Raw genomic sequence first — 23,883 nt, forward strand, 5'->3', positions numbered from 1 at the left:
GCCGCAGGTCGTTTCGGTTTACTCGGCGGCTTTCTGCTGCTCGCGCAGGCGGATGTGCAATTCGCGCAGCGCCTTGCCATCCACAGTGCCCGGAGCCTGGGTCATGACGTCGCCGGCGCTCTGGGTTTTCGGGAAGGCGATGACTTCGCGGATCGAAGCGGCGCCGGTCATCAGCATCACCAGACGGTCCAGGCCGAAGGCCAGGCCACCGTGCGGCGGTGCGCCGTATTTCAGGGCATCCAGGAGGAAGCCGAACTTCTCTTCCTGCTCCGCATCGTCAATACCCAGCACGCGGAACACCGCCTGCTGCATGGCCTTGTCGTGGATACGGATGGAACCGCCGCCCAGTTCGGTGCCGTTGAGCACCATGTCGTAGGCACGAGACAGCTTGCCGGCCGGATTGGCCTCCAGCTCTTCCGGGGTGCACTTGGGCGCGGTGAACGGGTGGTGCAGCGAGGTCAGGCTGCCATCATCGTTCTCTTCGAACATCGGGAAGTCCACGACCCACATCGGCGCCCACTCCTTGGTGAGCAGCTTGAGGTCATGACCAACCTTGATGCGCAGTGCGCCCAGGGCGTCGCAGACGACCTTGGCCTTGTCGGCACCGAAGAACACGATGTCGCCATCGACCGCACCGACGCGATCCAGGATCACGTTCAGGTTGGCCTCGGGGATGAACTTGACGATCGGCGACTGCAGGCCTTCGACGCCCTTGGCGCGCTCGTTGACCTTGATGTAAGCCAGGCCCTTGGCGCCGTAGATGCCGACGAACTTGGTGTAGTCGTCGATCTGGCTACGCGGCATGGAGGCGGCGCCCGGTACGCGCAGGGCGGCAACGCGGCCCTTCGGATCGTTGGCCGGACCGGAGAAGACCTTGAATTCCACTTCCTTCAGTTGGTCGGCGACATCCACCAGCTCCAGCGGGATACGCAGGTCTGGCTTGTCCGAACCGTAGCGGCGCATGGCCTCTTCGAACGGCATGTGCGGGAATTCGTCGAACTCGACGTTCAGCACTTCCTTGAACAGCTGGCGAACCATCTTCTCGGTGATGGCGATGATGTCGTCTTCGTCGAGGAAGCTGGTCTCGATGTCGATCTGGGTGAATTCCGGCTGGCGGTCGGCACGCAGGTCTTCGTCGCGGAAGCACTTGGCGATCTGGTAGTAGCGATCGAAGCCGGCAACCATCAGCAACTGCTTGAACAGCTGCGGCGACTGCGGCAGGGCGAAGAAGTGACCCGGGTAGGTGCGGCTCGGCACCAGGTAGTCACGCGCGCCTTCCGGAGTCGGACGACCGAGGATCGGGGTTTCGACGTCGAGGAAGCCGTTTTCGTCGAGGTAGCGGCGGATGCTGCTGGTGATGCGCGCGCGCAGCTTCAGCTTGGCGGCCATTTCCGGGCGACGCAGGTCGATGAAGCGGTAGCGCAGGCGGGTTTCCTCGCCCACGTCGGAGTATTCGTCCAGCGGGAACGGCGGGGTTTCGGCCTGGTTCAGCACTTCCAGCTCGTGACCCAGCACTTCAATGGCGCCGGAAGCCATGTTGGCATTGCGCGCGCCTTCAGGGCGCAGGCGCACCTTGCCGGTGATCTTCACCACGTACTCGCTGCGCACGCGGTCGGCCTTGGCAAAGGTCTCGACGCGATCCGGGTCGAACACCACCTGGGCCAGGCCCTCGCGATCACGCACGTCGAGGAAGATCACCCCGCCGTGGTCGCGGCGACGATGAACCCAACCGCAAAGAGTGACTACCTGGCCGTCCAGGCTCTCGTTCAACTGGCCGCAATAGTGGCTGCGCATCATGGTGTGTTTCGCTTCTCGCAAGTCTTGGATTCGGTGGAGCCGTTCATTCGCCGGCGGCACAGGCGCCGGAGCCGCATCCCGTGGCGGGACAGGCCGGGGCGTCGGCACTTGCCAGGTTCTTCCTGGCACCCGTCTTGAAATCGGTTTCGTACCAGCCGCCGCCGCCCAGGCGGAAACCCGGCGCGGACAACATCTTCTTCAATTCAGGTGCACTGCAGGCCGGACAATCGACCAGCGGTGCATCGCTGAATTTCTGGATCGCTTCCAGCTGATGGCTGCAGGAGCGGCACTGATATTCATAAATCGGCATCGGGATACCCTGGCTCGGACTCATTGGCCGCGGGCCCGCATCCCGCGGCAAAGGCGCGGATTATAGCCTGAAAAAACCGCACCTTGCAGCCGCCCCCGAACGCCGCAGGCCAGGCAAACGCAGACACTCTTCGTCACGGCACAGCGCCCTCCTATATAAGGAAGGATCACAGAACGTCCGGGAGAGATCGGAGGGTGTCGTGCAGGACATGAAGATCGTCGCGATCACAGCCTTCCTGCAGACAAACGGGGCCACCCATTGACCCGACACGCTCGAGTTCCACCCTGCAACAGCCCCCCGCACCACCCACCGGGCGCGCTAAGCGCTTGATTTGAGAAGGTTACCGGATTGCTGTTAAATACCCGCCGTGCGCCCTGCGCATAGGCCTGCGACTTACGATCGATCCATTTTCATCGTCCCGGATCGATTCGCCCGCCGGCTACATCTTAGTTACCTGCTCAAGGTGAACCCATAGCCATGCTAAAAATCGTCCATCTGTTGACGGGCGCCTTCGCCCTCTTGCTGTCCTTTGCACCTGCCTTGCGTTCCGATGCCATCCCCTTCCTGCAGAATGCCGACGCCGTGTATCTGACACTCCTCGGCCTGACGACCCTGCTACTGACGCCGACGTCGAGCAAGACACAACAGCTGCAGAGCCTGATCAGCGCACTGGTGGTACTGGCGGTGGTACTGCAGATCCTGATCCTGCTCGCACCGCTGCCGGCAATCGGCGACCAGCCGGCCGTCCTGCTGCCGCTGCTGATCCTCGCCGGCGCCGCAGTGCTGCAACTGACCGGCAAACTGCGCAAGCCATCCAACCAGTACGTACAACCCAGCCCGAGCGCGGAAAATCGTGAAACCGGCACCGTGAAGTGGTTCAACACCTCCAAGGGGTTCGGCTTCATTTCCCGCGACAGCGGCGAGGATATCTTCGTCCACTTCCGCGCCATTCGCGGCGAAGGCCACCGCATCCTGATCGAAGGCCAGCGCGTGGAGTTCTCGGTAGTGCAGCGCGACAAAGGCCTGCAGGCGGAAGATGTGATAGCCGCCCTCCCCGGCCGCCGTTGAAGGCACCATGAAAAAGCCCGCCGAATTGGCGGGCTTTTTCATGCCTGTCAGTAATGCGGCGGAGGCGCCTCGTCATCGGCCACCCCGACCTGCCCCTGCAGGTCTTCCAGACGCTTGAGCAGCGCCTGCATCTGCATCCGCAGGCGCTCTATGGTCCGCTCCTGCTCGTAAACCACGTCGCTCAAGGTCTGCATGGCGTCATCCTGGAAGGCCTGACGACTCTCCAGATCGGCAAGTCGCCGCTCGAGGTCCATGATTCACTCCTGCTCGAATCGGAAGTCGTCACCCAGGACCATGCGCAACTTGGCGCGCAGCACCTGGAGCTCATCCGCAGTGTATGGCCGCGGCGTCACCTTGCCCCAAACTGGCCCGGGCCAAGCAGCATCGTCGCGACGGCGAACAATGACGTGCATGTGCAACTGGCTGACGACATTGCCCAGATTGGCCACATTCATCTTGTCGGCTTTGAATGTGTCCTTGAGCACTTCGGCCAGCCCGGTTGCCTCGCGCCAGAGCATCTGCTGCTCTTCGGGGGCCAATTGGAAGATCTCGCTGACATCCTCGCGACGCGGCACCAGGATGAACCAGGGGAACTGGGCATCATTCATCAGCAGGAGGCGACTAAGAGCGAAATCGCCCAGCGCAATGGTGTCCTGCTGCAGACGGGAATCCAAGACGAACATAACGACCTCTCCTGCTCGACCAGTGTGAAAGACAGACCAACCCCACAGCGGGGCCGAAAGGCGCGCAGCATACAAGAGGCAGAAACCCTGCACACTGCTGGCACTCGCAAGCCGCTCCCGCAGCAGGCAACGCTGTCGCAGCATGCGCCAAAACAGGGCATTTTCCGACAACAGGCGCCGCGGCACTGGCTGCATCCTTTTGCGGCTGATCTGCCCGGAACGCGCAGCATTTCGAAGCGAAGCTGAGCATCAGCGCATCGCCGAAGCGAGACAGAGCGCAGCGAAAACCGCCGAAACATCTTGAAATCCGCGCGATTTCCGCTTACACCGTCCAACCATTGGAGTGACCGGCACGACGACGACGGACAGTCGCTTTGTGCACGGTTGTTGCTACAGGGACTGCGATCAGGCGAATCGCGAGGGATGAAAGATCATCTCTTGAGCAAAAGATAACCAAAAAGGAAGTTGCCTGAGTGGAATTTCAAAACGGACAACAGGCTGTCAAGTAGTGCCCTTACTGTTTTCTCAAGTTGAGACCTACTTGAATGCGACACTTTGCATGCAGGTTTGCGACAGCCCCATAAAGAATCCGTCAGAAGTTTCCTGCAACTATCGCCAAGAGAACACGCGTGCTATAAGTTAGCGCCGACAAAAAGAACGAGCCGTCACTGCGGCACTTGTGATGGCAGATAACTTCAAAACCAAAGGAGCAATCACGATGAAAGTGATGAAGTGGAGCGCACTGGCTCTGGCCGTGTCCGCCAGCACCATGCAACTGGCGTTTGCCAGCGCTCAGGACGAATCCAAAGGCTTCGTCGACGACAGCAGCCTCGAACTGCTGAACAAGAACTACTACTTCTACCGCGACTTCCGTAACAACGACTCGGATCGCCAGAATTATCGTAACGAGTGGGCCCACGGCATCAGCGCTCTTTACAAGTCCGGCTACACCCAGGGCACCGTCGGTTTCGGCGTTGACGCCCAAGGCATGCTGGGCCTGAAGCTGGACAGCTCGCCCGCTCACACTGGTACTGGCCTGCTGCCGATCGATAGCGAAGGCAAGCCGCAGGACGATTACTCCTATGCTGGCGGCGCTGTCAAAATGCGCGTATCCAGCACCGAGCTGAAATACGGCGACCTGATGCCGGCCAACCCGGTATTCGCCCCGGGCACCGCCCGCCTGTTCCCGTCCACCGCTACCGGCTTCCAGCTGCTGAGCAACGAGATCAAGGACCTGAACATCGAAGCAGGTCACTTCACCTCGATTCGTGACGGCAACATGGGCACCAATCGCGACGGCAACATCACCACCTCCTACACTGCCAACCTCGACATCGAAGCTAGCAGCGTTGACTACCTGGGTGGTTCTTACGCCATCAACGACAACCTGAGCGTCACCCTGTACGGTGCCCAGCTGAAAGACATCTGGAACCAGTACTACGCGAACGTGAACTACAAGATTCCGCTCGCCGACAAACAAGCTCTGGGCTTCGACTTCAACATCTACAACACCAAGGATGAAGGCGACGCACTGGCTGGTGACATCGACACCACCGCCTACTCGCTGGCCGCTGCCTACACCCTGAGCGCCCACACCTTCACCCTGGCCTACCAGAAGAACGACGGCGACACTCCGTTCGACTACATCTCGCAAGACGCCCAGAACTCCGGCGACTCGATCTTCCTGGCCAACTCGGTACAGTACTCCGACTTCAACGGCCCGAACGAGCAGTCCTGGCAAGCTCGCTACGACCTGAACATGGCCGAATTCGGCGTGCCGGGTCTGAGCTTCATGGCTCGCTACATCCGCGGCACCGACGTTGACGGGACCCACGTTTCCGCTAACAGCGCCTACCAAGGTATCGGCAGCAACGGCAGCGAGTGGGAACGCGACCTGGAAGCCAAGTACGTCGTTCAAGACGGCCCGGCTAAAGACCTGTCGTTCCGTCTGCGTCACGCTAGCTGGCGCGCCAATCACGACATGGACTTCTTCGGTTCCGCTGGCGCTACCGCCATCGACGAAGTTCGTCTGATCACCGAATACCCGCTGAACATCCTCTAAGATCGAAGCGAATTCGTAGTGATGAAGGAAACCCGGCCTCGGCCGGGTTTCTTTTTGCCCGGATATTGATCGCCCGCTCGAAGAACGAACTACTCGCAAGCCCCCAGACACCCCCGACCGCACCATTCTTCCCACAATCCGCCACGCCCTGTACGTCGCCTGACCCGCACCGTACAATGCCCAGCCTATCTATTTCTCGCTATCGAATAACGGCCAACCATGCGTACCAGTCAGTACCTGCTGTCCACCCTGAAAGAAACCCCTGCCGACGCCGTGGTCATCAGCCACCAGTTGCTGCTGCGCGCCGGGATGATCCGCAAGCTGGCTTCGGGTCTCTACACCTGGCTGCCGATGGGCCTGCGGGTGCTGCGCAAGGCCGAGGCCATCGTCCGCGAGGAAATGAACGCCGCCGGCGCCCTGGAAGTGCTGATGCCCGCCGTGCAGCCCGCCGAGCTGTGGCAGGAATCCGGCCGCTGGCAGCAGTACGGGCCCGAGCTGCTGCGTCTGAAGGACCGCCATGAACGCGAATTCTGCGTCGGCCCGACCCACGAAGAAGTCATCACCGATCTGGCGCGCAACGAGCTGAACAGCTACAAGCAGCTGCCGATCAACATGTACCAGATCCAGACCAAGTTCCGTGACGAGATCCGTCCGCGCTTCGGCCTGATGCGCGGCCGCGAGTTCATCATGAAGGACGCCTACTCCTTCCACCTGAACCAGGAATCGCTGCAGCAGACCTACGACGTCATGTACGACGCCTACTGCAAGGTCTTCACCCGCCTGGGCCTGGACTTCCGTCCGGTGCAGGCGGACAACGGCTCCATCGGTGGCAGCGGCTCCCACGAATTCCACGTGCTGGCCAACTCCGGTGAAGACGACATCGTCTTCAGCGATAGCTCCGACTACGCGGCCAACATCGAGAAGGCCGAAGCCCTGCCGCGCGAAACCGCCCGCGGTGCAGCAACCGAAGAGCTGCGCCTGGTCGATACCCCGGCCACCAAGACCATCGCGGACCTGGTGGAGAAGTTCGGCCTGCCTATCGAGAAGACCATCAAGACCCTGGTGGTGCATGCTGCCGAAGAAGGCAAGCTGATCGCCCTGATCGTCCGCGGCGACCACGAGCTGAACGAGATCAAGGCCGGCAACCACCCGCTGGTGGCCAGCCCGCTGCAAATGGCCAGCGAAGCAGAAATCAAGGCAGCCATCGGCGCAGCCCCGGGTTCCCTCGGCCCGCTGAACCTGGCACTGCCCTGCATCGTCGACCGTTCGGTAGCCCTGATGAGCGACTTCGCCGCTGGCGCCAACATCGACGACAAGCACTACTTCGGCGTGAACTGGGAACGTGACCTGCCGGTTCCGGAAGTCGCCGACCTGCGCAATGTCGTCGAAGGCGACCCTAGCCCGGACGGCAAAGGTACCCTGGTGATCCGCCGCGGTATCGAAGTCGGCCACATCTTCCAGCTCGGCACCAAGTACAGCGAAGCCATGAAGCTCAACGTACTGAGCGAGCAAGGCAAGCCGGTCACCCTGATCATGGGCTGCTACGGCATCGGTGTTTCCCGTGTGGTCGCAGCCGCGATCGAGCAGAACAACGACGAGCGCGGCATCCTCTGGCCGAGCGCCCTGGCACCCTTCCAGGTCGCCATCGTGCCGCTCAAGTACGAAACCGAGAGCGTACGCGCGGCTACCGACAAGCTGTACGCCGAACTCACCGCCGCCGGTTTCGAAGTGCTGCTGGATGACCGCGACAAGAAGACCAGCCCCGGCGTGAAGTTCGCCGACATGGAGCTGATCGGCATTCCGCACCGCATCGTGGTCAGCGATCGCGGCCTTGGCGAAGGCACCCTGGAGTACAAGGGCCGCCGTGACAGCGAGTCGCAGAACATCGCCCTCGACGATGTCATGAACTTCCTCAAGGCGAAGATCGGTAACTGAGCAGCACGATGTCCCCGCTAAGCACCACCCGCCTCAAGGTTGCCGCCCTGTGCGGCAGCCTTGTGCTCGGCGGCTGCGCCAACCAGATGTCGCAGCGCAGCGAGCACGAGGAACGCGTCGAGCGCAAACTGCTCGACCACAGCCTGCAGATCGAAGTCGGCGAGCCGGCCGTGATGCAGCTGCCGCAACGCCGTATCCGCGTGCTGGAGCAGAAGACCTTCGAAGTCACCGAGTTCGAGGTCACCCGCCGTTACGACCGTTACACGCCTTACCAGGCCTGGCGCGAGCTGTACGAAGTGCCGGCCGGCATGGTCACCTTCGTTGCCGGCGTCGGCGCCAACGTGGTCAACGTGTTTGCCCTCGGCAATCTGCCGGAAAGCGTCACCCACGGCTGGATCAGCTACGGCATCGACGGCATGAATCCGTTCATGAACGTGCAGTCCAACGGCCGCGCCGAGCAGAACCTGGCCGGCATCGTCGAGCAGCAGCGCAACAAGCGCACCGAATACTCCAGCCTGCCATGGGCTGAACGTCCGGTGCAGCTGAGCACTGGCAAGGACACCCAGGACCTGCTCACAGACCGCCACGGCGTACTGCGCCTGAACCTGCTCGAAGGCCCCTTCGACGATGAAGCGCTGAAGCGCGCAAGCCATCTGCAACTGAGCGTGACCGACCCGCAGGACAACACCCGCGGCGAAGCCAGCCTGGCCCTCAGCCCGACCCTGCGTAGCAAGCTCGGCGAAGCCCACGCGTTGATCTACAACGATCTCGAGGGCGAGGACGTGCAGCACTGGGTGCACCGGGTCAAGCGCCTTTCCGACCTGGGCATGGAAGAAGAAGCCAGCGAACTGGAGCAGAGCCTGATCGAGCTGACCCGAAACGATCCGGAACTGCAGAAGGAGTTCCTGCATCGCCTGCTGACCGATGCCGGACGTCTCGCAGCCGACCCGGGCAGCAGCAACTGAATCGCACCAGGCGCCTTGCGCGCCTGGCTATTCCTCAGCGACGGACGATGAAGCCGGTAATGCCCTGCGCCGGTACCTCCTGAACGTCCACGGCGCTCACCTCGGCATCCGCTGGCCCCTCGCACAGCCAGCGCTCCAACTCGCGCACGGCATCCTCCTCACCTTCCAGCAGCACCTCGACGCGACCGTCGGCGAGATTGCGCACCCAGCCATCGACGCCCAGGCGCTCGGCCTGTTGCTCGGTGCTCTGGCGGTAGTAGACGCCCTGCACACGGCCGCTGACGAAACCGTGCAAACAGACTCTGCCCATCAGTGTTCCTCCTGCTGCAATTGCGCCAGTCGCGCCTGTACACCGGCGGCGGTCTGCTCACCGAGCAGGCGTTCGCGCATCTTCCCCTTAGGGTCGACGATGAATGTGACGGGCAACGCCTCGCTATGCGGCAAATCGAAGCGCTTGGCCGGATCGTCGGCCAGCACGGTGTATTCGATACCCAGGTCATCGACCGCCTTGCTCAGCTCGGCATCGCGCAGCCCGTCGTAGTTCACGCCCAGCACGCGCAGCGGCTTGCCTTGCTGCTCTTTCACCAAACGGTTGAATTCGGGGACCTCCTTGCGGCAGGGTGGGCACCAATCCGCCCAGTAATTGATGACTAGCCACTGGCCATCTAGGCTGGATGCCGATACTTTCTGTCCATGCTGATCGACACCGTAGTCCGCTGAGCAACCGGCCAGGATCAGGCCGATGAACAGTCCACCCATAATACGGAGCCGCACTCCCATGCCTTCTTTCCTCGTGTATGCGGGGTGGTCATGATGCTGGATGCCCTGCGCCTGGAAGTCCCGGACATCCTCGAAGAGGTGCACGACGCCACGGACAATCTTGCGGCCGGACTGGCAGAAGCCCGCCTTCTCCCCCCGAACGAAGGCCTGCAGCACAGCCTGACTGTGCTCTTCCGCCTGAACCGCTGCGCGCTGACCTTACTGGAAAGGCAGCGCGCCCTGCAAAATCTTAGTGAAGAATACCGCCACTACGCCCGCCAGTTTCGCGACAGCAAGGCGCCGCCGTCGCTGTTCACGCATTTCTGCAGCGAGCTGGCGGCGGGCTTCAAGCGCCTGCTGCTGCAGATTCTCAATGGCCACAAGCCTTCGCGCCCGCACCTGGCCTGGTGCCTGTACATGGCCGAGCATTTCCTCGCCCAGGCGCTATTGCGGCACTACCAGCAGTACCAGCAGCCGCCCGGCTCGCTCTGGCGTGACAGCCATCTGCTGTACTGGATCGGCGAGTACCAGCAATGCCTGGACGAACCCATCGCCGCGGCCTTCGAGCCAGCGCCGGCAAGCACCCTGCGCGGGCTTTACCAGCAGTCGCTGCTGCTTGCCCTGAGCAATCCGTTCCACCTCGCCGAAGGCGATGCCGCGCGGCTCTTTGGTGCCCTGGCGCCTCTGGCGGGCCTGGCCCGGCTGCTGCCTTGGGATGAGGAAGAGCAGGACGGCTATGTCGTCGACCTCGGCGAAGACCAGCCCAGCCTGAGCTTCGAGCAGCAAAGCGACGCACCCGCCGAACAACTGCGACGCCTGGAGCTCGGCGCACTGCTACTCGCCTTGCACGATCCGGCTCCGCTGCGCAGCGCCAGCGATACCCAGCTGCTGGAGACCGTACGCCCGCACTGGCTGGGCCATCAGCAGCGCCGCCATCAACGCGCCGAGAAATCCGCCGACTGCCAACTGGTCATCGGTCTGCCGGCAATCCAGGAACACCTGCTGAGCAAAACTCCCGGAGCCAGCCAGGCCCTCCAACTGGACGCAAGCCCAGGAGGTGCTCGCGTCATCTGCCAGCACAGCCAGGCGCAACGCCTGCCGGTCGGGCAACTGCTGCTGATCCTCGCCGAACAGGGCGCGCCGACCCTGGCCATAGTGCGCTGGCGCCACCTCAACAGCGACGGCCTGCACCTCGGGCTGCGCTACCTGAAGGGCCTGCCGCGACCGGTCTGGCTGCGCCGCGCGCCTGACGCGCAGCGTCACCCGGCGGTCCTACAGAGCACCCCCGAGCCGGGCAATGGCTGGTACCACGGCATCTGGCTGCCGGTTGGGCAATTCGTCGAAGGCGAGAACCTGTGGCTGCAACTGGCTACCTTCGACAACCAGACCATCCTCGCCCTGCCCGCGGCCAATCTCGCCACGCCACTGGTCAGCCGCCACCCCTTGCGGATCGTCTGAACGCGTTATTTGGGACGAGCGTCACAGCAAAGATCGGCAAGGTTCACGGATTCCCCCTCCCTGCCCTTCCTATAATCGCCGACGCTCGCGAGCTACGACGCGGGCAACCGCCACGGACGACAAGCAGGCGTCCATACACCCGAAAACGGAACAGCCTCATGCAGCCCAGCGACCAGCTCGTCAGCAAGGTCCCCGCGCCCGTCGTGGCCAATGCCCGGACCGCGAATACCGTCAATGGTGGACGCGTGGCCGACTACAACGTCGCCGCCTGGCTGCTCGTACCGGGCATGGCCGAGCTGCCGGTGACGCTCATAGCGCGCTACCGGGACGGTGAGCAGGTTCGCGAAGTGGTGATCGATCACGGCAGCCTGAACGGCCACGGGCGCATCCTGCTCTCGGGCGTGGCGCGCTTGCCGTTCCGGCAAAGGATCGAGGATCTACAGATCAGATTGCGGGCAGCGCTGCAGTTGTCGCGCCTGACCGTCGAGGAATTGTTCGTCCAGGCCGTGGAGCAGATCCACGCAAGCGACCAGCGCCTGCCGGCCAACAGCCTGAGCCTGTGAGGTTCAGCCGAGGTGACGGCAGCCTTCGGCGATCAGCGACTCTTCCGCTTCCGGCTCCAAAGCCGGTTCCTGCACGACGTTGGGCAGCAGCGATTCAGGCCAGCTGCTGAACTGCAGACCCGTGATTCTATTCAACCGCTCCAGCGCACTCAGGGGGTCGCGTTGGTGCAGGTGTACGACTTTGTTCAGGTCTTTGTTCATGAAGGAATGGCCTTGGGGAACTTAGTTTGAACGTCAATGTCCTCTTGCCCCTGAACATAGCCAGAAGTGTGCCAACCTCCCGAGACTACTGAATTGACGGGGCGCGCCCTGTACCCATCTCAGTCCGACTGACTGTTTCGCCGCAAACTGCCCTTTTTCGTCACTCGGAATGTGACGGACTCAACCATTTCGCCAGGCTGTCGCCGAACAGCTGCTCGCGCTCTTTCTGATAACGCTCCAGGGCCTCGCGCAGGGCCGGGTACCAACTCTCGTCCAGCTCCGCCGGCAGCTTATCCAGGCACGGAAGCGGCCAGGGACAGCGATTCAGTAGCCGATGCAGGCTGTAACTTCCGAGGTCACGGCACAGCACCCAGGCATCGTCGCTGCCGCTGGAGCGACAGACGATCTGCTCGCGCTCCAGGAAATCCAGCAACTCCTCCCACTCATCCTCCGGCAACAGCCAGCCGGCCCGATGAACATTCGCCAATCGGGTGGATTCGCCGCGGCGCTGGCGCTCGTAGAACACGCGCAACAGCCCCAGAAGAACGAGCAGCCGCGGCAGCGCCTTGCGCCGCCAGACGCGCGGCGCCGAGAGATAGCAAACCAGTTCGGCGCCGAACAGCACGATCAGCCAGGAGAGGTAGATCCACAGCAGAAACAGCGGGACGGTAGCGAAGGCGCCGTAGATCAACTTGTAGCCCGGGAACAGGCCGACATACAGACCGAACAGCGACTTCGCAGCCTCCAGCAGGATCGCAGCGAACGCTCCGCCGACCAGCGCATGCCGGGGCGGCACGCGCGCGTTGGGCACTGCGCAATAGATAAGAGTGAAGGCCGCCACGCTGAACAGCAGCGGGGTGAACTTCAATATGGTCCCGGCGCCGGGCATCGGATGTGGGCCGGAAAGCAACGAAAGCGAGGTGATGTAAGTGGATACGGCGAAGCCGGTGCCCAGCAACAGAGGGCCCAGGCTGAGGATCGCCCAGTACAGGAGGAAGCGCGACACGCCACGGCGCGGTTTGCGCACCCGCCAGATGTCATTGAAAACGCGCTCGATGGTCACCAGCATGCTGAACGCGGTGACTGCCAGGAAGGCCACACCCAGCCACGTCAGGTGCCTAGCCTGTGCGGTGAAATTGCGCAGGTAGGCCTCAACGGCCTCGCCGGTGGACGGCACGAAGTTGCGGAAGATGAACAGCTGGATGCGCTCGCCCATGCCCTCGAACGCCGGGATGGCGGAGAGCATGGCAAAGGTCACGGTCATCATCGGCACCACCGCGAACAGCGTGGTGTAGGTCAGCGCGGCGGCGTGGCCGCTGGCCTTGTCGACCCGGAAGCGCTGGACCAGGTAGCGACAGAATTCGATCAGGCCGTCGAGGCGCTCTTGCATGAGGTGTCCTTGGAAATCGCGCCGCTCCTGCCGCACGCGGGTTCAGCCAACCCGGAGGGGCGGTTAGAATAGCCGCCACTTTAACGGCCCAGCGAGCCCATGGATATGAGCCAACTGACACTTTTCCACAACCCGCGCTGCTCCAAGTCCCGCGGTGCTCTCGAACTGCTGGAAGCGCGCGGGCTGTCGCCGCAGATCGTGCGCTACCTGGAAACCCCGCCCAGCGCAGCCGAACTGAAGGTTCTGCTCGGCAAGCTCGGCATGACCGCGCGCCAGCTGCTGCGCACCGGTGAGGACGAGTACAAGGCGCTGGGCCTGGACGATTCGCAACTGAGCGAAGCGCAGCTGATTCAGGCGATGGTCGAGCATCCGAAGCTGATCGAGCGCCCGATCCTGGTCGCAGGCGACAAGGCCGTGGTCGGCCGTCCGCCGGAGAAGGTCCTGGAGATCCTGCCTTGAGCACGCCCTACATCCTGGTGCTCTACTACAGCCGTCACGGCGCCACCGCCGAAATGGCGCGGCAGATCGCCCGCGGCGTGGAACAAGCCGGCCTCGAAGCGCGCTTGCGCACGGTTCCGGCGGTATCCACCGAATGCGAGGCCGTCGCCCCTGATCTTCCGGAAGAGGGCGCGCTCTACGTCAGCATCGATGACCTCAAGGACTGCGCCGGCCTGGCCATGGGCAGCCCGACGCGCTTCGGCAACATGGCGGCGCCGCTCAAGTACTTCCTCGATGGCACCAGCAGCCTGTGGCTGACCGGCGCCCTGGTGGGCAAGCCGGCGGCGGTCTTTACCTCCACTGCCAGCCTGCACGGCGGCCAGGAGACTACGCTTCTCTCCATGCTGCTGCCGTTGCTGCACCACGGCATGCTGGTCACCGGCATTCCGTACAGCGAACCGGCCCTGCTGGAAACCCGTGGCGGCGGCACCCCTTACGGTGCGAGCCACTTCGCCGGTGCCGATGGCAAACGCAGTCTCGATGAACACGAGATCATCCTGTGCCGCGCGCTGGGTAAGCGCCTGGCCGAAGTCGCGGCAAAGCTGGAGCGCTGAATGGCCCGCAAGAAGAAACCCCTGCCGTCGCTGGAACGCCTCAAACCACGCCTGGCCGCGAGCCGGGCGATCTGCCTGGGTAGTTTTCTCGGCCTGGTGCTGGTCATCCTGGTCTGGGGCCTGGTGTTCACGGACGACCACGGTGCGCCGGGCTGGGTGCCCAAGGCCTGGGTCGCTCTCAAGCTACTGCCGCTGGCGATAGTGCTGCCCGGAGTCCTGCTGGGCAGCGCGCGCGGCCACGCCTGGGCCTGCTATGTCGTCAACCTGTACTTCATCACCGGCGTGCTCAATACCTTCGAGCCGGGGCAGTACATTTATGGCTGGGCCGAAGTGCTGCTGAGCGTCAGCCTGTTCCTCTCGGCGCTGCTCTACACGCGCTGGCGCTTCCAGTACGAGCGCAAGCTGGCCGGGGAAGACTGAGAAAGGCGTTCGCCTGAAATCGAGGAACCCTGTGGCCTACCAGCCCAGGGTTTCCTTGAGGAAGGGAATGGTCAGCTTGCGCTGTGCCTGCAGCGAAGCCTTGTCCAGCTCGTCGAGCAGGTCGAAGAGGAATTCCATGCTGCGCGCGCCGCGGGTGAGGATGAAGCGCCCCACTTCGTCGGTCAGGTGCAGGCCACGGCGGGAGGCGCGCAATTGCAGCGCGCGCAGTTTCTCTTCATCGGTCAGCGGGTGCAGCTGGAAGATCAGCGAGAGTGTCAGCCGAGACTTCAGGTCAGGCAGCTTGACCGGCAGTTCGCGCGGCGGCATCGATGCCGCCAGGAGCAGGCGTCGCCCCGCATCGCGCAGGCGATTGAACAAGTGGAACAGCGCCTCTTCCCACTCCGGTCGGCCGGCCAGGGCTTCCAGGTCGTCGAGGCAGACCAGTTCCAGCTGTTCGAGGTCGTCGAAGATCGCCGGGCCGTAATCCACCAGCTCGGCCATCGGCAGGTACACAGAAGACTCGCCGTATTGCTCGAAGCGCAGGCAGGCCGCCTGCAGCAGGTGGCTTCGCCCCACCCCTTCGACACCCCAGAGGTAGATCAGGCTTTCGGCCCAGCCGGCTTCCGCATCGCACAGCCGTTCGACATACCCCAATGCGGCCGCATTCGTGCCGGGGTAGTAGTTGGCGAACGTGGCATCGTCGCGCAGGCGGATGCCCAGAGGGAGCTGCATTGGTTGTTTCATGCCGGGCGGGCTTTCTTCAAAATCGCTTACAGTGAAGCCGTACAGTCCAAAAGTTTAACCAAATCATCAGGATGACGCACCCATATGAAAGAGGGAGGCGCAGCAAGCTGCGCCTCCCTCTGATTTATGGGGCTTCGAAGCTGGTTTTTTACCAGCGGAAGCGCATGACGTTGCTGGGGGCGGCGGGCTGCGGCGGTACCGACTGGCCGCTGGCATCGACCGCCGGAGCGGCAGACGCAGCGGGCTCGGCCGGCGCTTCCTGCAGACGCGCGAGGGCCAACTGGGCGCGCAGTTGCTCCGGGCTGGCGTTGAGGCGGTATTCCAGGGTGTCGCCCTTGACCTGCACCAGTTTGGCGGCCATGGGTTCGAGCAGCTTCTGCAGTTGGGCATAGCGCTCCAGGTTGGCGCCCTGGACTTGCAGGTTCAGCGCCGTGGCGCTGCCCGGCGCGCCGACGAAGCGCGGCGCCAGGCGCTGGCTGATCGCAAGCATCACGGCGTCGGCCAAGGCATCGGGGTTATCGCCCTGCACTTGACCCTGTTCACGCGAGTCGCCGAGCCACAGGCGCCACTGTGCCTGCCATTTGCCACCGTCTTCCTTGGCGTCCACCGCCAGCAGGCCGTCGGCCGGATACTTGTCCGACGCGGCGCGCAGGGCATCGGGCTGGGCAGCGGTGATGTTCTGCACGGTGCCCACGCCTTGCTCGTTAAGGTCAGCCAACGGCAACAGCAGCGGCAAGCCGCGGCGTTGCGCAGCGCGATTCAGCGGCGCAGCGCTCTCCTGGTTGTCACCGACCAGGCTGCTGCCAGTTGCGCTTTCATTCAGCCACCAGGCCAGCAGGGTCGGCCGACTGGCGCCCCACACCGGCAGGCCGGCGCGACGAAGCGCGTTGTCAACCGAGTTCTGATCGAAATCCACCACCAGCGCCAGCGGCGGGCCGTTCTCGTAGCCGTACTGGCTGATCAGCTGCTGCGGGTCCTTGAAGTAGCCGGCCAGCGCCGGGCTCTGGGTCGCCTTCTGGTCGCCGGTCAGGCGCAGCACCAGCGTCTGCAGTGCGCGAGTCAGGCCAGCGCTACGCTCGTCCGGCTGCTGCGAGGCGACCGGCTCGTGCACCTGGTAGAGATTGTTCAGCCCGGCGGAGAAGGTCGGCAGGCTGAGCAACGACAGGCAGAGGAACAACAGGCGGGCGGTAAATCGCATGTGGGGCTCTCGACGAACGGAACGAATGGAGGGGAACGACACCTGACAAGCCCCTCCGGAAGACCTATACCTTAGCAGCCCTCCGGTCAGCGGCGACAGCGCGAGATGGCCGCATCCGGGCAAGCCTGATAAAATCCCGCGCCTCCCGCGAGGCCGCCACGCATCTTTTGCGCCGCGGCCTGCAGACGAATCACTCCTCTCTACAGGCCTGGATACATGAGCAGCAAGCAACCTTCGTTGAGCTACAAAGACGCCGGTGTGGACATCGACGCTGGCGAAGCCCTCGTCGAACGCATCAAAGGCGTCGCCAAGCGCACCGCGCGTCCTGAAGTCATGGGCGGCCTGGGCGGCTTCGGCGCGCTCTGCGAGATCCCGGCCGGCTACAAGCAGCCGGTACTGGTTTCCGGTACCGACGGCGTCGGCACCAAACTGCGCCTGGCGCTGAACCTGAACAAGCACGACAGCATCGGCCAGGACCTGGTCGCCATGTGCGTCAACGACCTGGTGGTCTGCGGTGCAGAGCCGCTGTTCTTCCTCGACTACTACGCCACCGGCAAGCTCAATGTCGACGTCGCCGCCACCGTGGTGACCGGCATCGGCGCCGGCTGCGAACTGGCAGGCTGCTCGCTGGTCGGCGGCGAAACCGCCGAAATGCCGGGCATGTACGAAGGCGAAGACTACGACCTGGCCGGCTTCTGCGTCGGCGTGGTCGAGAAGGCCGAGATCATCGACGGCTCGAAAGTGGTCGCCGGCGACGCCCTGATCGCCCTGCCCTCTTCCGGTCCGCACTCCAACGGCTACTCGCTGATCCGCAAGATCATCGAAGTCGCCGGTGCCGACATCGAAGCCACCCAGCTCGACGGCAAGCCGCTCGCCGACCTGCTGATGGCGCCGACCCGCATCTACGTCAAGCCGCTGCTCAAGCTGATCAAGGAGACCGGTGCGGTCAAGGCCATGGCGCACATCACCGGCGGCGGTCTGCTGGACAACATCCCGCGCGTCCTGCCGGACAACGCCCAGGCCGTGATCGACGTCGCCAGCTGGCAGCGTCCGGCGGTCTTCGACTGGCTGCAGGAGAAAGGCAACGTCGACGAGCACGAGATGCACCGCGTGCTGAACTGCGGCGTGGGCATGGTCATCTGCGTCGCTCAGGACCAGGTTGAAGCCACCCTGAACTCCCTGCGCGCTTCCGGCGAACAGCCCTGGGTCATCGGCCGTATCGACGCCTGCGCCGCAGACGCCGAGCGCGTGGCGCTGAACAACCTGAAAGGCCACTGATGTCCCGTCCTTGCAATGTCGTGGTGCTGATCTCCGGCTCCGGCAGCAACCTGCAAGCACTGATCGACAGCCTCGCCGCCGGCCACACGCCGGCGGTGATCCGCGCGGTGGTTTCCAACCGCGCGGATGCCTACGGCCTGCAACGCGCCGCCGACGCCGGCATCGCCACCGAAGTGCTAGACCACAAGGGCTTCGCCGACCGCGAAGCCTTTGATGCCGAACTGATCCGCCGCATCGATGCCCACGCCCCCGATCTGGTGGTGCTCGCGGGCTTCATGCGCATCCTCAGCCCCGGCTTCGTCCGCCACTACCACGGCCGCCTGATCAACATCCATCCCTCCCTGCTGCCCAAGTACAAGGGGCTGCACACCCACCAGCGCGCGCTGGAGGCCGGTGACACCGAGCATGGCTGCTCGGTGCACTTCGTCACCGAGGAACTTGATGGTGGCCCTCTGGTCGTACAAGCGGCAATCCCGGTACAGTCCGACGACACGCCGGAATCGCTGGCCGCGCGGGTCCACGTGCAGGAGCACCTGATCTACCCGCTGGCCATGCGCTGGTTCGCCGAAGGCCGTTTGCGCCTGGGCGAGCAAGGCGCCATGCTGGATGGCCAGGCGTTGCCGGCCACCGGCCACCCGTTCCGAACCTAGGAGATTCGTGATGCGTAGAGTCCTGCTGTTCCTGATGGCCCTGCTGACGCTGCCGGCGTACGCCGCCTCGTACCAGCTCAAGCCGTTCGAGGCCAGCTACACCGCGGACTGGAAACAGATGCCCCTGAGCGGCACTGCGTCCCGCAGCCTGAGCAAGACCGATGGCGGTGCGTGGAAGCTCGACTTCCAGGCCTCCATGCTGCTCGCCAGCCTGAAGGAGAACAGCACCTTCAAGGTCGAAGGCGACACCTTCCTGCCGCAGACCTATCACTGGTCGCGCGAAGGGCTGGGCAAGAACAAGTCCACCGACCTCGAGTTCAACTGGGCGCAAAAGCAGGTCCTGGGCAGCGATCGCGGCGATCAAGTGCACGTACCGCTGAATCGCGGCCAACTGGACAAGTCCACCTACCAGCTCGCCCTGCAGCACGACGTCGCCCTCGGCAAGAAGAGCATGAGCTACCAGGTGATCGAGGGTACCGACAGCGATACCTACGACTTCCGCGTGCTCGGCGAAGAGAAGGTCGCCACCCAGGCTGGCCAGATCGCCGCCATCAAGGTCGAGCGCGTACGCGATCCGACCAAGAGCAACCGCAAGACCATCCTCTGGTTCGCCAAGGACTGGGACTACCTGCTGGTGCGCCTGTATCAACAGGAAACCGACGGCAAGGAATACCAGATCATGCTGAAGGACGGCACGGTCGACGGTAAGCAGGTCAAAGGGTCATAAGACCGACCGCAATGAAAAAAGCCGGGCAATCCAGACTGTGTGAAAACCTAGCCGTCTGAGCACAAGCCAAAGACAATGCCCGTATCGATCGATACGGGCATTGTCGTTCATGGGCTATATCCGCGGTGAAGGGCGTGATCAGGGCAGCTTGTTTCCAGTGTCGCTGGATGAGTTGGTTCCCGAAGAACATCTGGTCCGCGTGATCGAGGCCTACGTGGCGCGGTTGGATTTGCAGCGGCTGGGCTTCAGCAAGGCGCAGGCGAGCCGGACGGGGCGCCCGGCCTATGATCCGGCCGACTTGCTCAAGCTGTACCTGTATGGCTACTTCCAGCGAATTCGCTCCTCGCGCCGACTGGAAGCCGAATGCCAGCGCAATGTCGAAGTGATGTGGCTGCTGGGTCGCCTGTCGCCGGACTTCAAGACCATTGCCGACTTCCGCAAGGACAATGGTTCGGCGTTTCAGGCGACCTGTCGTGCTTTCGTGCAGTTCTGCCGCCAGGTCGGGTTGCTCGGTGGTCAGTTGGTGGCCATCGATGGCAGCAAATTCCAGGCGGTGGCTTCACGGCGCAAGCACCTGAGCCTGGCGCGGCTCAAGCGTCAGCAAGCCAAGCTGGAGGCCGAGATAGCCCGCTATCTGAGCGACCTGGATGAAGCCGACCGCGCCGAAGCGGGCGATGGGGGCGACCGGTGTGCCGTGAAGACTGCGCTGGAGCAGTTGCAGGCTCAACACGCGGACAACCTGACCTGCCAGGTACTGATGCAGGCCCAGGGGCTCGAGCAGTTCGTGATCGGCGAGCCCGATGCCCAGTTGATGCGAACTCACCAGGGCGCGCGGGTCGCCTACAACGTGCAGAGTGCCGTCGATGACAAGCATTGCTTGGTGCTGCACCACGAGGTGACCCAGGATGGCAATGACACTCGCCAGTTGCAGCCGATGGCGGAAGCCGCTCAAGCCGTGCTGGAACAGGCGCAACTGACGGTCACGGCGGACGCCGGCTACTCCAATGGCGAGCAATTCCAGGCGTGCGAGGATGCAGGCATCAGCGCGTATGTGCCGCCGAATCGCGGCGTTAACAATCATGGCAACGGCACGGCGCTGTTCGATCGCAGCGCCTTTACCTACGACGTGGATCATGACCGCTATCAGTGCCCGGCAGGCCAGTGGCTCCCGCTCAAACAGGTACGAGGCACAGAGAGGCTTTATGCGATCGCCGGCGACTGCCGCGCTTGCCCTTTGAAGGCGCGTTGCACGAATAGCCAGCGTCGTCATCTCAGCCGTCATACCCATGAGTCAGCGTTCGAGCGCATGCAGCAACGCCTGAAGGCCCGGCCGGAGATGATGGCCAAGCGCCGGGCGATCGTCGAACACCCCTTCGGTAACCTGAAACAGTGGATATTCGGCAACGGCCGCTTCCTGCTGCGGCAGTTAGCGGGCGCCAGTACGGAAATGGCCCTGGCCGTGCAGGCCTACAACCTCAAACGCGCGATTCAGGTACTCGGCGCGCGTCGCCTGATCGAGTTGATGGGCTGATCCCTCCAAAAAAACAAACGCCCCGAACCAGTCGGGGCGTTTGTTTTGCCTTGCTCACAGCGTGTTTTCACACGGCCTGAATCGCCCGGCTTTTTCTTTGCCGTTGTCCCGTCCTGAATAAGGTTTACACCTTCGCCCTTATTTCAGGAGAGCCCCCGATGGCAGAAGGTGTTCGTCGCAGCCAGCGTGATTACACGCTGGCTTTTAAACTGGCGGTGGTCGACCAGGTCGAAAAAGGGGAAATGAGCTACAAGGAGGCTCAGGCCCGCTATGGCATCCAGGGCCGCTCGACGGTGCTGGTGTGGTTACGCAAGCATGGCCGGCAGGACTGGAACCAGGGCGCCTCCCTTCGAAAGGCTCGGAGCCCGGATATGAATACCCCGAAATTGCCGTTGACCCCGGAACAACGCATCAAGGAACTCGAGCAGCAGCTTGAGGTGATGAGCCAGAAGGCGCAGTTCTTCGAGGCCGTGGTGAATGTGCTGGAGAATGACTACGGCGTTTCGATCGTAAAAAAGCGTCCCGGCAAGTCCTCACGCAAAGGCAAGTCCAAGCGCTGAGTGTTAGCAGGGCTTGCCAGTTCATGGGCATCAGCCGCCAGGCGTACTACCAGCGCAACCGGGCGGCGGATCAGCGCAGCCAGCAGGATCGACAGATCGCCCAGTTCGTGCGGCAGGTGCGGATGCGTCAGCCGCGCCTGGGAGCACGCAAGCTGCATTATCTGTTGCAGCAGCAAGCGGAAGCCGCGTTGCGAGTTGGGCGCGATCGCCTGTTCCGGGTGCTGGCCGAGCACCGCCTGCTGGTTCGACCCAAGCGGGCGTACCACAAGACCACCCACAGTTTTCACCGGTTCCATCGCCATCCCAATCTGCTCAAGCCAGGGCCGCAACAGGTCTTGCCCGATGCGCCGGAGCGCGTCTGGGTTGCCGACATCACCTATCTGCCCAGCCAGAGCGGCCCGCTGTACCTGAGCCTGGTCACCGACGCCTATTCGCGCAAGATCGTCGGCCATCACGTCCACGACAGCCTGCACGCCGAGTCGGTGGCCCATGCCTACAGCCAGGCCCTGCGGCGCCGCACGACGCAGGAACCCCTGGTGCATCACTCCGACCGAGGAATTCAGTACTGCTCGGGGCTTTACCAACGCCTGCACGCGCAGCACGGAGCAATCTGCTCGATGACCGACGGCTACGACTGTTACCAGAATGCGCTGGCTGAGCGCGTCAACGGCATCCTGAAGAACGAGTTGCTGGAGCATCCTCCCGCCGACCTCGCGCAGGCGCGCCGCATGGTGCGTGAAGCCGTCGACATCTATAACCGCGAGCGCCCTCACCTGGCCCTGAAATACAAAACGCCCGATGCGGTGCATCGGGCGTTCTGAGGTCTGGAGCATGGCCTGAGAGGTGTAAACCTATTTCAGGACTAGACACGTACTCACCACATGAGGTCGTCAGGCACCACGTAATCCTTGTACGGATCGTCCTCATCCGGCTCCCCGCTCGGCTCGTTGAGCAGCACGATACGACGCTCGTCGCGCTCCTGGATGCGCAGTGCGGCATCGCGCGGAACGATCTCGTAGCGGCCGTCGTAGCTGACAATGGCCAGGCTGCCGCGGCTGAGCTTGTCGCGGATGAGGTTGTTCACCGTGATGCGCTTGACCTTCTTGGCGTCGACGAAGTTGTAGTAGTCGTCGCCTTCCAGCTTGGGCAGGCGGGTGCCTTCGATCAGTTGCTTGATCTGCGCAGCCTTGGCCTTCTTGTCGGCCTTTTCCTGCTGCTGACGATTGAGCTCCTGGTCGCGCGCCTGCTTCTCGGCTTGCGCCTGCAGGGCCGCCTGGCGCTGGCTATCGTCCTTCTCCACCTGGTTCTTGTGCTCCAGGCGCTGCTGTTTCTGCTTCTGCTTGCCGGCCTGCTTGGCCTGCTTCTCGTTGACCAGCCCGGCTTTCAGCAGCTGGTCACGCAATGACATGCTCATTCGCTAACGACTCTCTCCGGTGACACGCCTGTAGGCCATGTCATTCTGACACATCGGAAAATTCCGAGACGGTATGCACTGTGCGTATAATCCTCGGGCCTGTGCCGGCACAGCGCAAGTGCCCGGCCGATTATCAGCCACCCAGGGCGGACTCGCCATCCCATGCTCAAGATCATCGTTCTCGCGATCCTTGCTGTATTCGTTGCCGCCACGCTGTACGTGCATTTGCGCGGCCGCGTGCGCTTGCCGTTCCTGCGTCAGCTGGTCAACCATTCCGCGTGGTTCGCTCCGTACAACTCGCTGATGTACCTGAACTCCAGCGTGCCCTCCAAGCCGTATCTGGACCGCGAACGATTCCCCGAGCTGGACGCCCTGCGCGACAACTGGCAGACGATCCGCGACGAGGCCATGCAGCTGTTCGACGAGGGTTACATCCGCGACGCGCTGAACAACAACGAAGCCGGCTTTGGCTCCTTCTTCAAGAAGGGCTGGACCCGCTTCTACCTGACCTGGTACGACGGCCCCCTGCCCTCGGCACAGAAACTCTGCCCGCAGACCGTCGAGCTGGTCAGCCGCATCCCCAACGTGAAGGGCGCGATGTTCACCCGCCTGCCGCCGAACAGCCACCTGAACAAGCACCGCGACCCCTACGCCGGCTCGCTGCGCTACCACCTGGGCCTGGCCACGCCGAACTCCGACCACTGCCGCATCTTCGTCGACGGCCAGCCCTACGCCTGGCGCGATGGCGAGGACGTGATGTTCGACGAGACCTTCGTCCACTGGGTGAAGAACGAGACCGAAGAATCGCGCCTGATCCTGTTCTGCGACATTGAGCGACCGCTCAAATCCTCGCTGCTGACCCGCATCAACCGCCGCGTCAGCGCCTTCCTCGGCCGCGCCACGGCACCGCAGAACGTCGAGGGCGAGCGCGTTGGCGGCATCAACCAGGCCTATTCGGTGCTGATCCGCGTCGGCAATGTCGTCGGCAGCAGGGTGAAGGTCTTCAAGCGCCGCTATCCCAAGGCTTACCGCATCGCCCGCCCCATCCTCGCCGTGGGGCTGCTGGTGCTGTTGCTGCGCTGGATGTTCGGCTGATCCGCACTTTGTAGGAGCGGATT

26 protein-coding genes and 1 pseudogene are annotated in these 23,883 nt (G+C 63.2%); 16 read left to right on the top strand and 11 right to left on the bottom strand.

The features are described from left to right. Positions 1 to 18: 18 nt before the first annotated feature. Both aspS and ACA097_RS05980 read right to left on the bottom strand, forming a co-directional pair. Positions 19 to 1,797, bottom strand: coding sequence for an aspartate--tRNA ligase (aspS, locus tag ACA097_RS05975; protein WP_156957999.1), 1,779 nt, complete (start codon positions 1,795 to 1,797; stop codon positions 19 to 21). 43 nt (positions 1,798 to 1,840) lie between these two features. After that, positions 1,841 to 2,107, bottom strand: coding sequence for an FmdB family zinc ribbon protein (locus ACA097_RS05980; RefSeq protein WP_160286096.1), 267 nt, complete (start codon positions 2,105 to 2,107; stop codon positions 1,841 to 1,843). Positions 2,108 to 2,584: 477 nt separating this feature from the next. On the opposite strand from ACA097_RS05980, the pseudogene ACA097_RS05985 reads away from it, so the two are divergent. Together ACA097_RS05985 and ACA097_RS05990 are read left to right on the top strand one after the other, a co-directional pair. Next, positions 2,585 to 2,890: pseudogene (locus ACA097_RS05985) on the top strand (cold shock domain-containing protein membrane protein); the annotation flags it as partial. Positions 2,891 to 2,908: 18 nt separating this feature from the next. Next, entirely contained in the window at positions 2,909 to 3,175 is a 267-nt protein-coding gene (locus ACA097_RS05990; RefSeq protein WP_371370486.1) for a cold-shock protein, read from the top strand. A gap of 47 nt (positions 3,176 to 3,222) precedes the next feature. On the opposite strand, the gene ACA097_RS05995 is transcribed toward ACA097_RS05990, so the two are convergent. Together ACA097_RS05995 and ACA097_RS06000 are read right to left on the bottom strand one after the other, a co-directional pair. Next, positions 3,223 to 3,429, bottom strand: a complete 207-nt coding sequence (locus ACA097_RS05995) for a SlyX family protein (RefSeq protein WP_371369110.1) — start codon at positions 3,427 to 3,429, stop codon at positions 3,223 to 3,225. Positions 3,430 to 3,432: 3 nt separating this feature from the next. After that, the gene (locus tag ACA097_RS06000) at positions 3,433 to 3,858 is read right to left on the bottom strand and encodes an HIT domain-containing protein (RefSeq protein ID WP_043250156.1); all 426 of its coding nucleotides are present in this window, start codon (positions 3,856 to 3,858) and stop codon (positions 3,433 to 3,435) included. A 718-nt stretch (positions 3,859 to 4,576) separates the two neighbouring features. Here ACA097_RS06000 and ACA097_RS06005 point away from each other — a divergent pair. The 3 genes from ACA097_RS06005 (at position 4,577) to ACA097_RS06015 (ending at position 8,820) form a co-directional block, all read left to right on the top strand. Next, positions 4,577 to 5,920 carry an OprD family porin gene (locus tag ACA097_RS06005; RefSeq protein ID WP_371369112.1) on the top strand — a complete coding sequence of 448 codons (1,344 nt, stop codon included), beginning with the start codon at positions 4,577 to 4,579 and terminating at the stop codon, positions 5,918 to 5,920. A 219-nt stretch (positions 5,921 to 6,139) separates the two neighbouring features. Further along, complete coding sequence (locus ACA097_RS06010; RefSeq protein ID WP_043250153.1) at positions 6,140 to 7,855, top strand: proline--tRNA ligase; 1,716 nt, start codon at positions 6,140 to 6,142, stop codon at positions 7,853 to 7,855. A gap of 8 nt (positions 7,856 to 7,863) precedes the next feature. After that, the gene (locus ACA097_RS06015) at positions 7,864 to 8,820 is read left to right on the top strand and encodes a hypothetical protein (RefSeq protein ID WP_371369115.1); all 957 of its coding nucleotides are present in this window, start codon (positions 7,864 to 7,866) and stop codon (positions 8,818 to 8,820) included. Positions 8,821 to 8,854: 34 nt separating this feature from the next. On the opposite strand, the gene ACA097_RS06020 is transcribed toward ACA097_RS06015, so the two are convergent. Both ACA097_RS06020 and ACA097_RS06025 read right to left on the bottom strand, forming a co-directional pair. Continuing rightward, entirely contained in the window at positions 8,855 to 9,130 is a 276-nt protein-coding gene (locus ACA097_RS06020) for an acylphosphatase (RefSeq protein ID WP_160286094.1), read from the bottom strand. After that, on the bottom strand, positions 9,130 to 9,600 hold the full coding sequence (locus ACA097_RS06025; protein WP_043250146.1) for a TlpA disulfide reductase family protein: 471 nt from the start codon (positions 9,598 to 9,600) through the stop codon (positions 9,130 to 9,132). The genes ACA097_RS06020 and ACA097_RS06025 overlap by 1 nt, the downstream gene beginning before the upstream one ends. A 30-nt stretch (positions 9,601 to 9,630) precedes the next feature. On the opposite strand from ACA097_RS06025, the gene ACA097_RS06030 reads away from it, so the two are divergent. Further along, positions 9,631 to 11,037 carry a PilZ domain-containing protein gene (locus ACA097_RS06030; RefSeq protein WP_160286093.1) on the top strand — a complete coding sequence of 469 codons (1,407 nt, stop codon included), beginning with the start codon at positions 9,631 to 9,633 and terminating at the stop codon, positions 11,035 to 11,037. 158 nt (positions 11,038 to 11,195) lie between these two features. Further along, positions 11,196 to 11,600 (top strand): hypothetical protein, encoded by a 405-nt coding sequence (locus ACA097_RS06035; RefSeq protein ID WP_043250141.1) that lies wholly within the window; start codon positions 11,196 to 11,198, stop codon positions 11,598 to 11,600. Between the two features lie 3 nt (positions 11,601 to 11,603). On the opposite strand, the gene ACA097_RS06040 is transcribed toward ACA097_RS06035, so the two are convergent. Then, positions 11,604 to 11,801 (bottom strand): hypothetical protein, encoded by a 198-nt coding sequence (locus tag ACA097_RS06040; RefSeq protein ID WP_043250139.1) that lies wholly within the window; start codon positions 11,799 to 11,801, stop codon positions 11,604 to 11,606. Between the two features lie 160 nt (positions 11,802 to 11,961). After that, positions 11,962 to 13,191, bottom strand: coding sequence for a YihY family inner membrane protein (locus tag ACA097_RS06045; RefSeq protein ID WP_043250137.1), 1,230 nt, complete (start codon positions 13,189 to 13,191; stop codon positions 11,962 to 11,964). Positions 13,192 to 13,296: 105 nt separating this feature from the next. Between ACA097_RS06045 and arsC the strand changes: the two genes are divergently transcribed. Genes arsC through ACA097_RS06060 form a run of 3 tightly spaced genes read left to right on the top strand, consistent with a single transcriptional unit; the run spans position 13,297 to position 14,663 of the window. Next, positions 13,297 to 13,650 carry an arsenate reductase (glutaredoxin) gene (gene arsC / locus ACA097_RS06050; protein ID WP_043250135.1) on the top strand — a complete coding sequence of 118 codons (354 nt, stop codon included), beginning with the start codon at positions 13,297 to 13,299 and terminating at the stop codon, positions 13,648 to 13,650. After that, complete coding sequence (gene wrbA / locus ACA097_RS06055; protein WP_371369119.1) at positions 13,647 to 14,243, top strand: NAD(P)H:quinone oxidoreductase; 597 nt, start codon at positions 13,647 to 13,649, stop codon at positions 14,241 to 14,243. The genes arsC and wrbA overlap by 4 nt, the downstream gene beginning before the upstream one ends. Continuing rightward, positions 14,244 to 14,663: a DUF2069 domain-containing protein gene (locus ACA097_RS06060; protein WP_043250130.1), complete on the top strand. Its 420-nt coding sequence runs from the start codon at positions 14,244 to 14,246 to the stop codon at positions 14,661 to 14,663. A gap of 36 nt (positions 14,664 to 14,699) precedes the next feature. Here ACA097_RS06060 and hda read toward each other — a convergent pair whose 3' ends face one another. Both hda and ACA097_RS06070 read right to left on the bottom strand, forming a co-directional pair. Next, positions 14,700 to 15,407: a DnaA regulatory inactivator Hda gene (gene hda / locus ACA097_RS06065; RefSeq protein WP_043250127.1), complete on the bottom strand. Its 708-nt coding sequence runs from the start codon at positions 15,405 to 15,407 to the stop codon at positions 14,700 to 14,702. Between the two features lie 148 nt (positions 15,408 to 15,555). Further along, positions 15,556 to 16,605, bottom strand: coding sequence for a DUF2066 domain-containing protein (locus ACA097_RS06070; RefSeq protein ID WP_371369122.1), 1,050 nt, complete (start codon positions 16,603 to 16,605; stop codon positions 15,556 to 15,558). 216 nt (positions 16,606 to 16,821) lie between these two features. Between ACA097_RS06070 and purM the strand changes: the two genes are divergently transcribed. The 5 genes from purM (at position 16,822) to ACA097_RS06095 (ending at position 22,172) form a co-directional block, all read left to right on the top strand. After that, on the top strand, positions 16,822 to 17,883 hold the full coding sequence (gene purM, locus ACA097_RS06075; RefSeq protein ID WP_371369124.1) for a phosphoribosylformylglycinamidine cyclo-ligase: 1,062 nt from the start codon (positions 16,822 to 16,824) through the stop codon (positions 17,881 to 17,883). After that, complete coding sequence (gene purN, locus ACA097_RS06080; RefSeq protein WP_371369126.1) at positions 17,883 to 18,533, top strand: phosphoribosylglycinamide formyltransferase; 651 nt, start codon at positions 17,883 to 17,885, stop codon at positions 18,531 to 18,533. Before purM ends, purN begins: the two co-directional genes overlap by 1 nt. 10 nt (positions 18,534 to 18,543) lie before the next feature. After that, on the top strand, positions 18,544 to 19,260 hold the full coding sequence (locus ACA097_RS06085) for a DUF3108 domain-containing protein (RefSeq protein ID WP_043250121.1): 717 nt from the start codon (positions 18,544 to 18,546) through the stop codon (positions 19,258 to 19,260). A gap of 109 nt (positions 19,261 to 19,369) precedes the next feature. After that, entirely contained in the window at positions 19,370 to 20,791 is a 1,422-nt protein-coding gene (locus ACA097_RS06090) for an IS1182 family transposase (protein ID WP_371366310.1), read from the top strand. A 158-nt stretch (positions 20,792 to 20,949) separates the two neighbouring features. Next, a protein-coding gene (locus ACA097_RS06095) for an IS3 family transposase (RefSeq protein ID WP_160285487.1) occupies positions 20,950 to 22,172 on the top strand; the annotation gives its coding sequence in 2 pieces (ribosomal slippage) (positions 20,950 to 21,301 and positions 21,301 to 22,172; 1,224 coding nt in all). 53 nt (positions 22,173 to 22,225) lie between these two features. Here ACA097_RS06095 and ACA097_RS06100 read toward each other — a convergent pair. Continuing rightward, positions 22,226 to 22,765, bottom strand: coding sequence for a DUF2058 domain-containing protein (locus ACA097_RS06100; protein ID WP_043250119.1), 540 nt, complete (start codon positions 22,763 to 22,765; stop codon positions 22,226 to 22,228). A gap of 162 nt (positions 22,766 to 22,927) precedes the next feature. Here ACA097_RS06100 and ACA097_RS06105 point away from each other — a divergent pair, with 162 nt between their 5' ends. Beyond that, on the top strand, positions 22,928 to 23,860 hold the full coding sequence (locus ACA097_RS06105) for an aspartyl/asparaginyl beta-hydroxylase domain-containing protein (protein WP_371369129.1): 933 nt from the start codon (positions 22,928 to 22,930) through the stop codon (positions 23,858 to 23,860). Positions 23,861 to 23,883 lie beyond the last annotated feature (23 nt).

This window comes from Pseudomonas sp. QL9, from assembly GCF_041409665.1.
GTDB classification, from domain to species: Bacteria; Pseudomonadota; Gammaproteobacteria; order Pseudomonadales; family Pseudomonadaceae; genus Pseudomonas; species Pseudomonas knackmussii.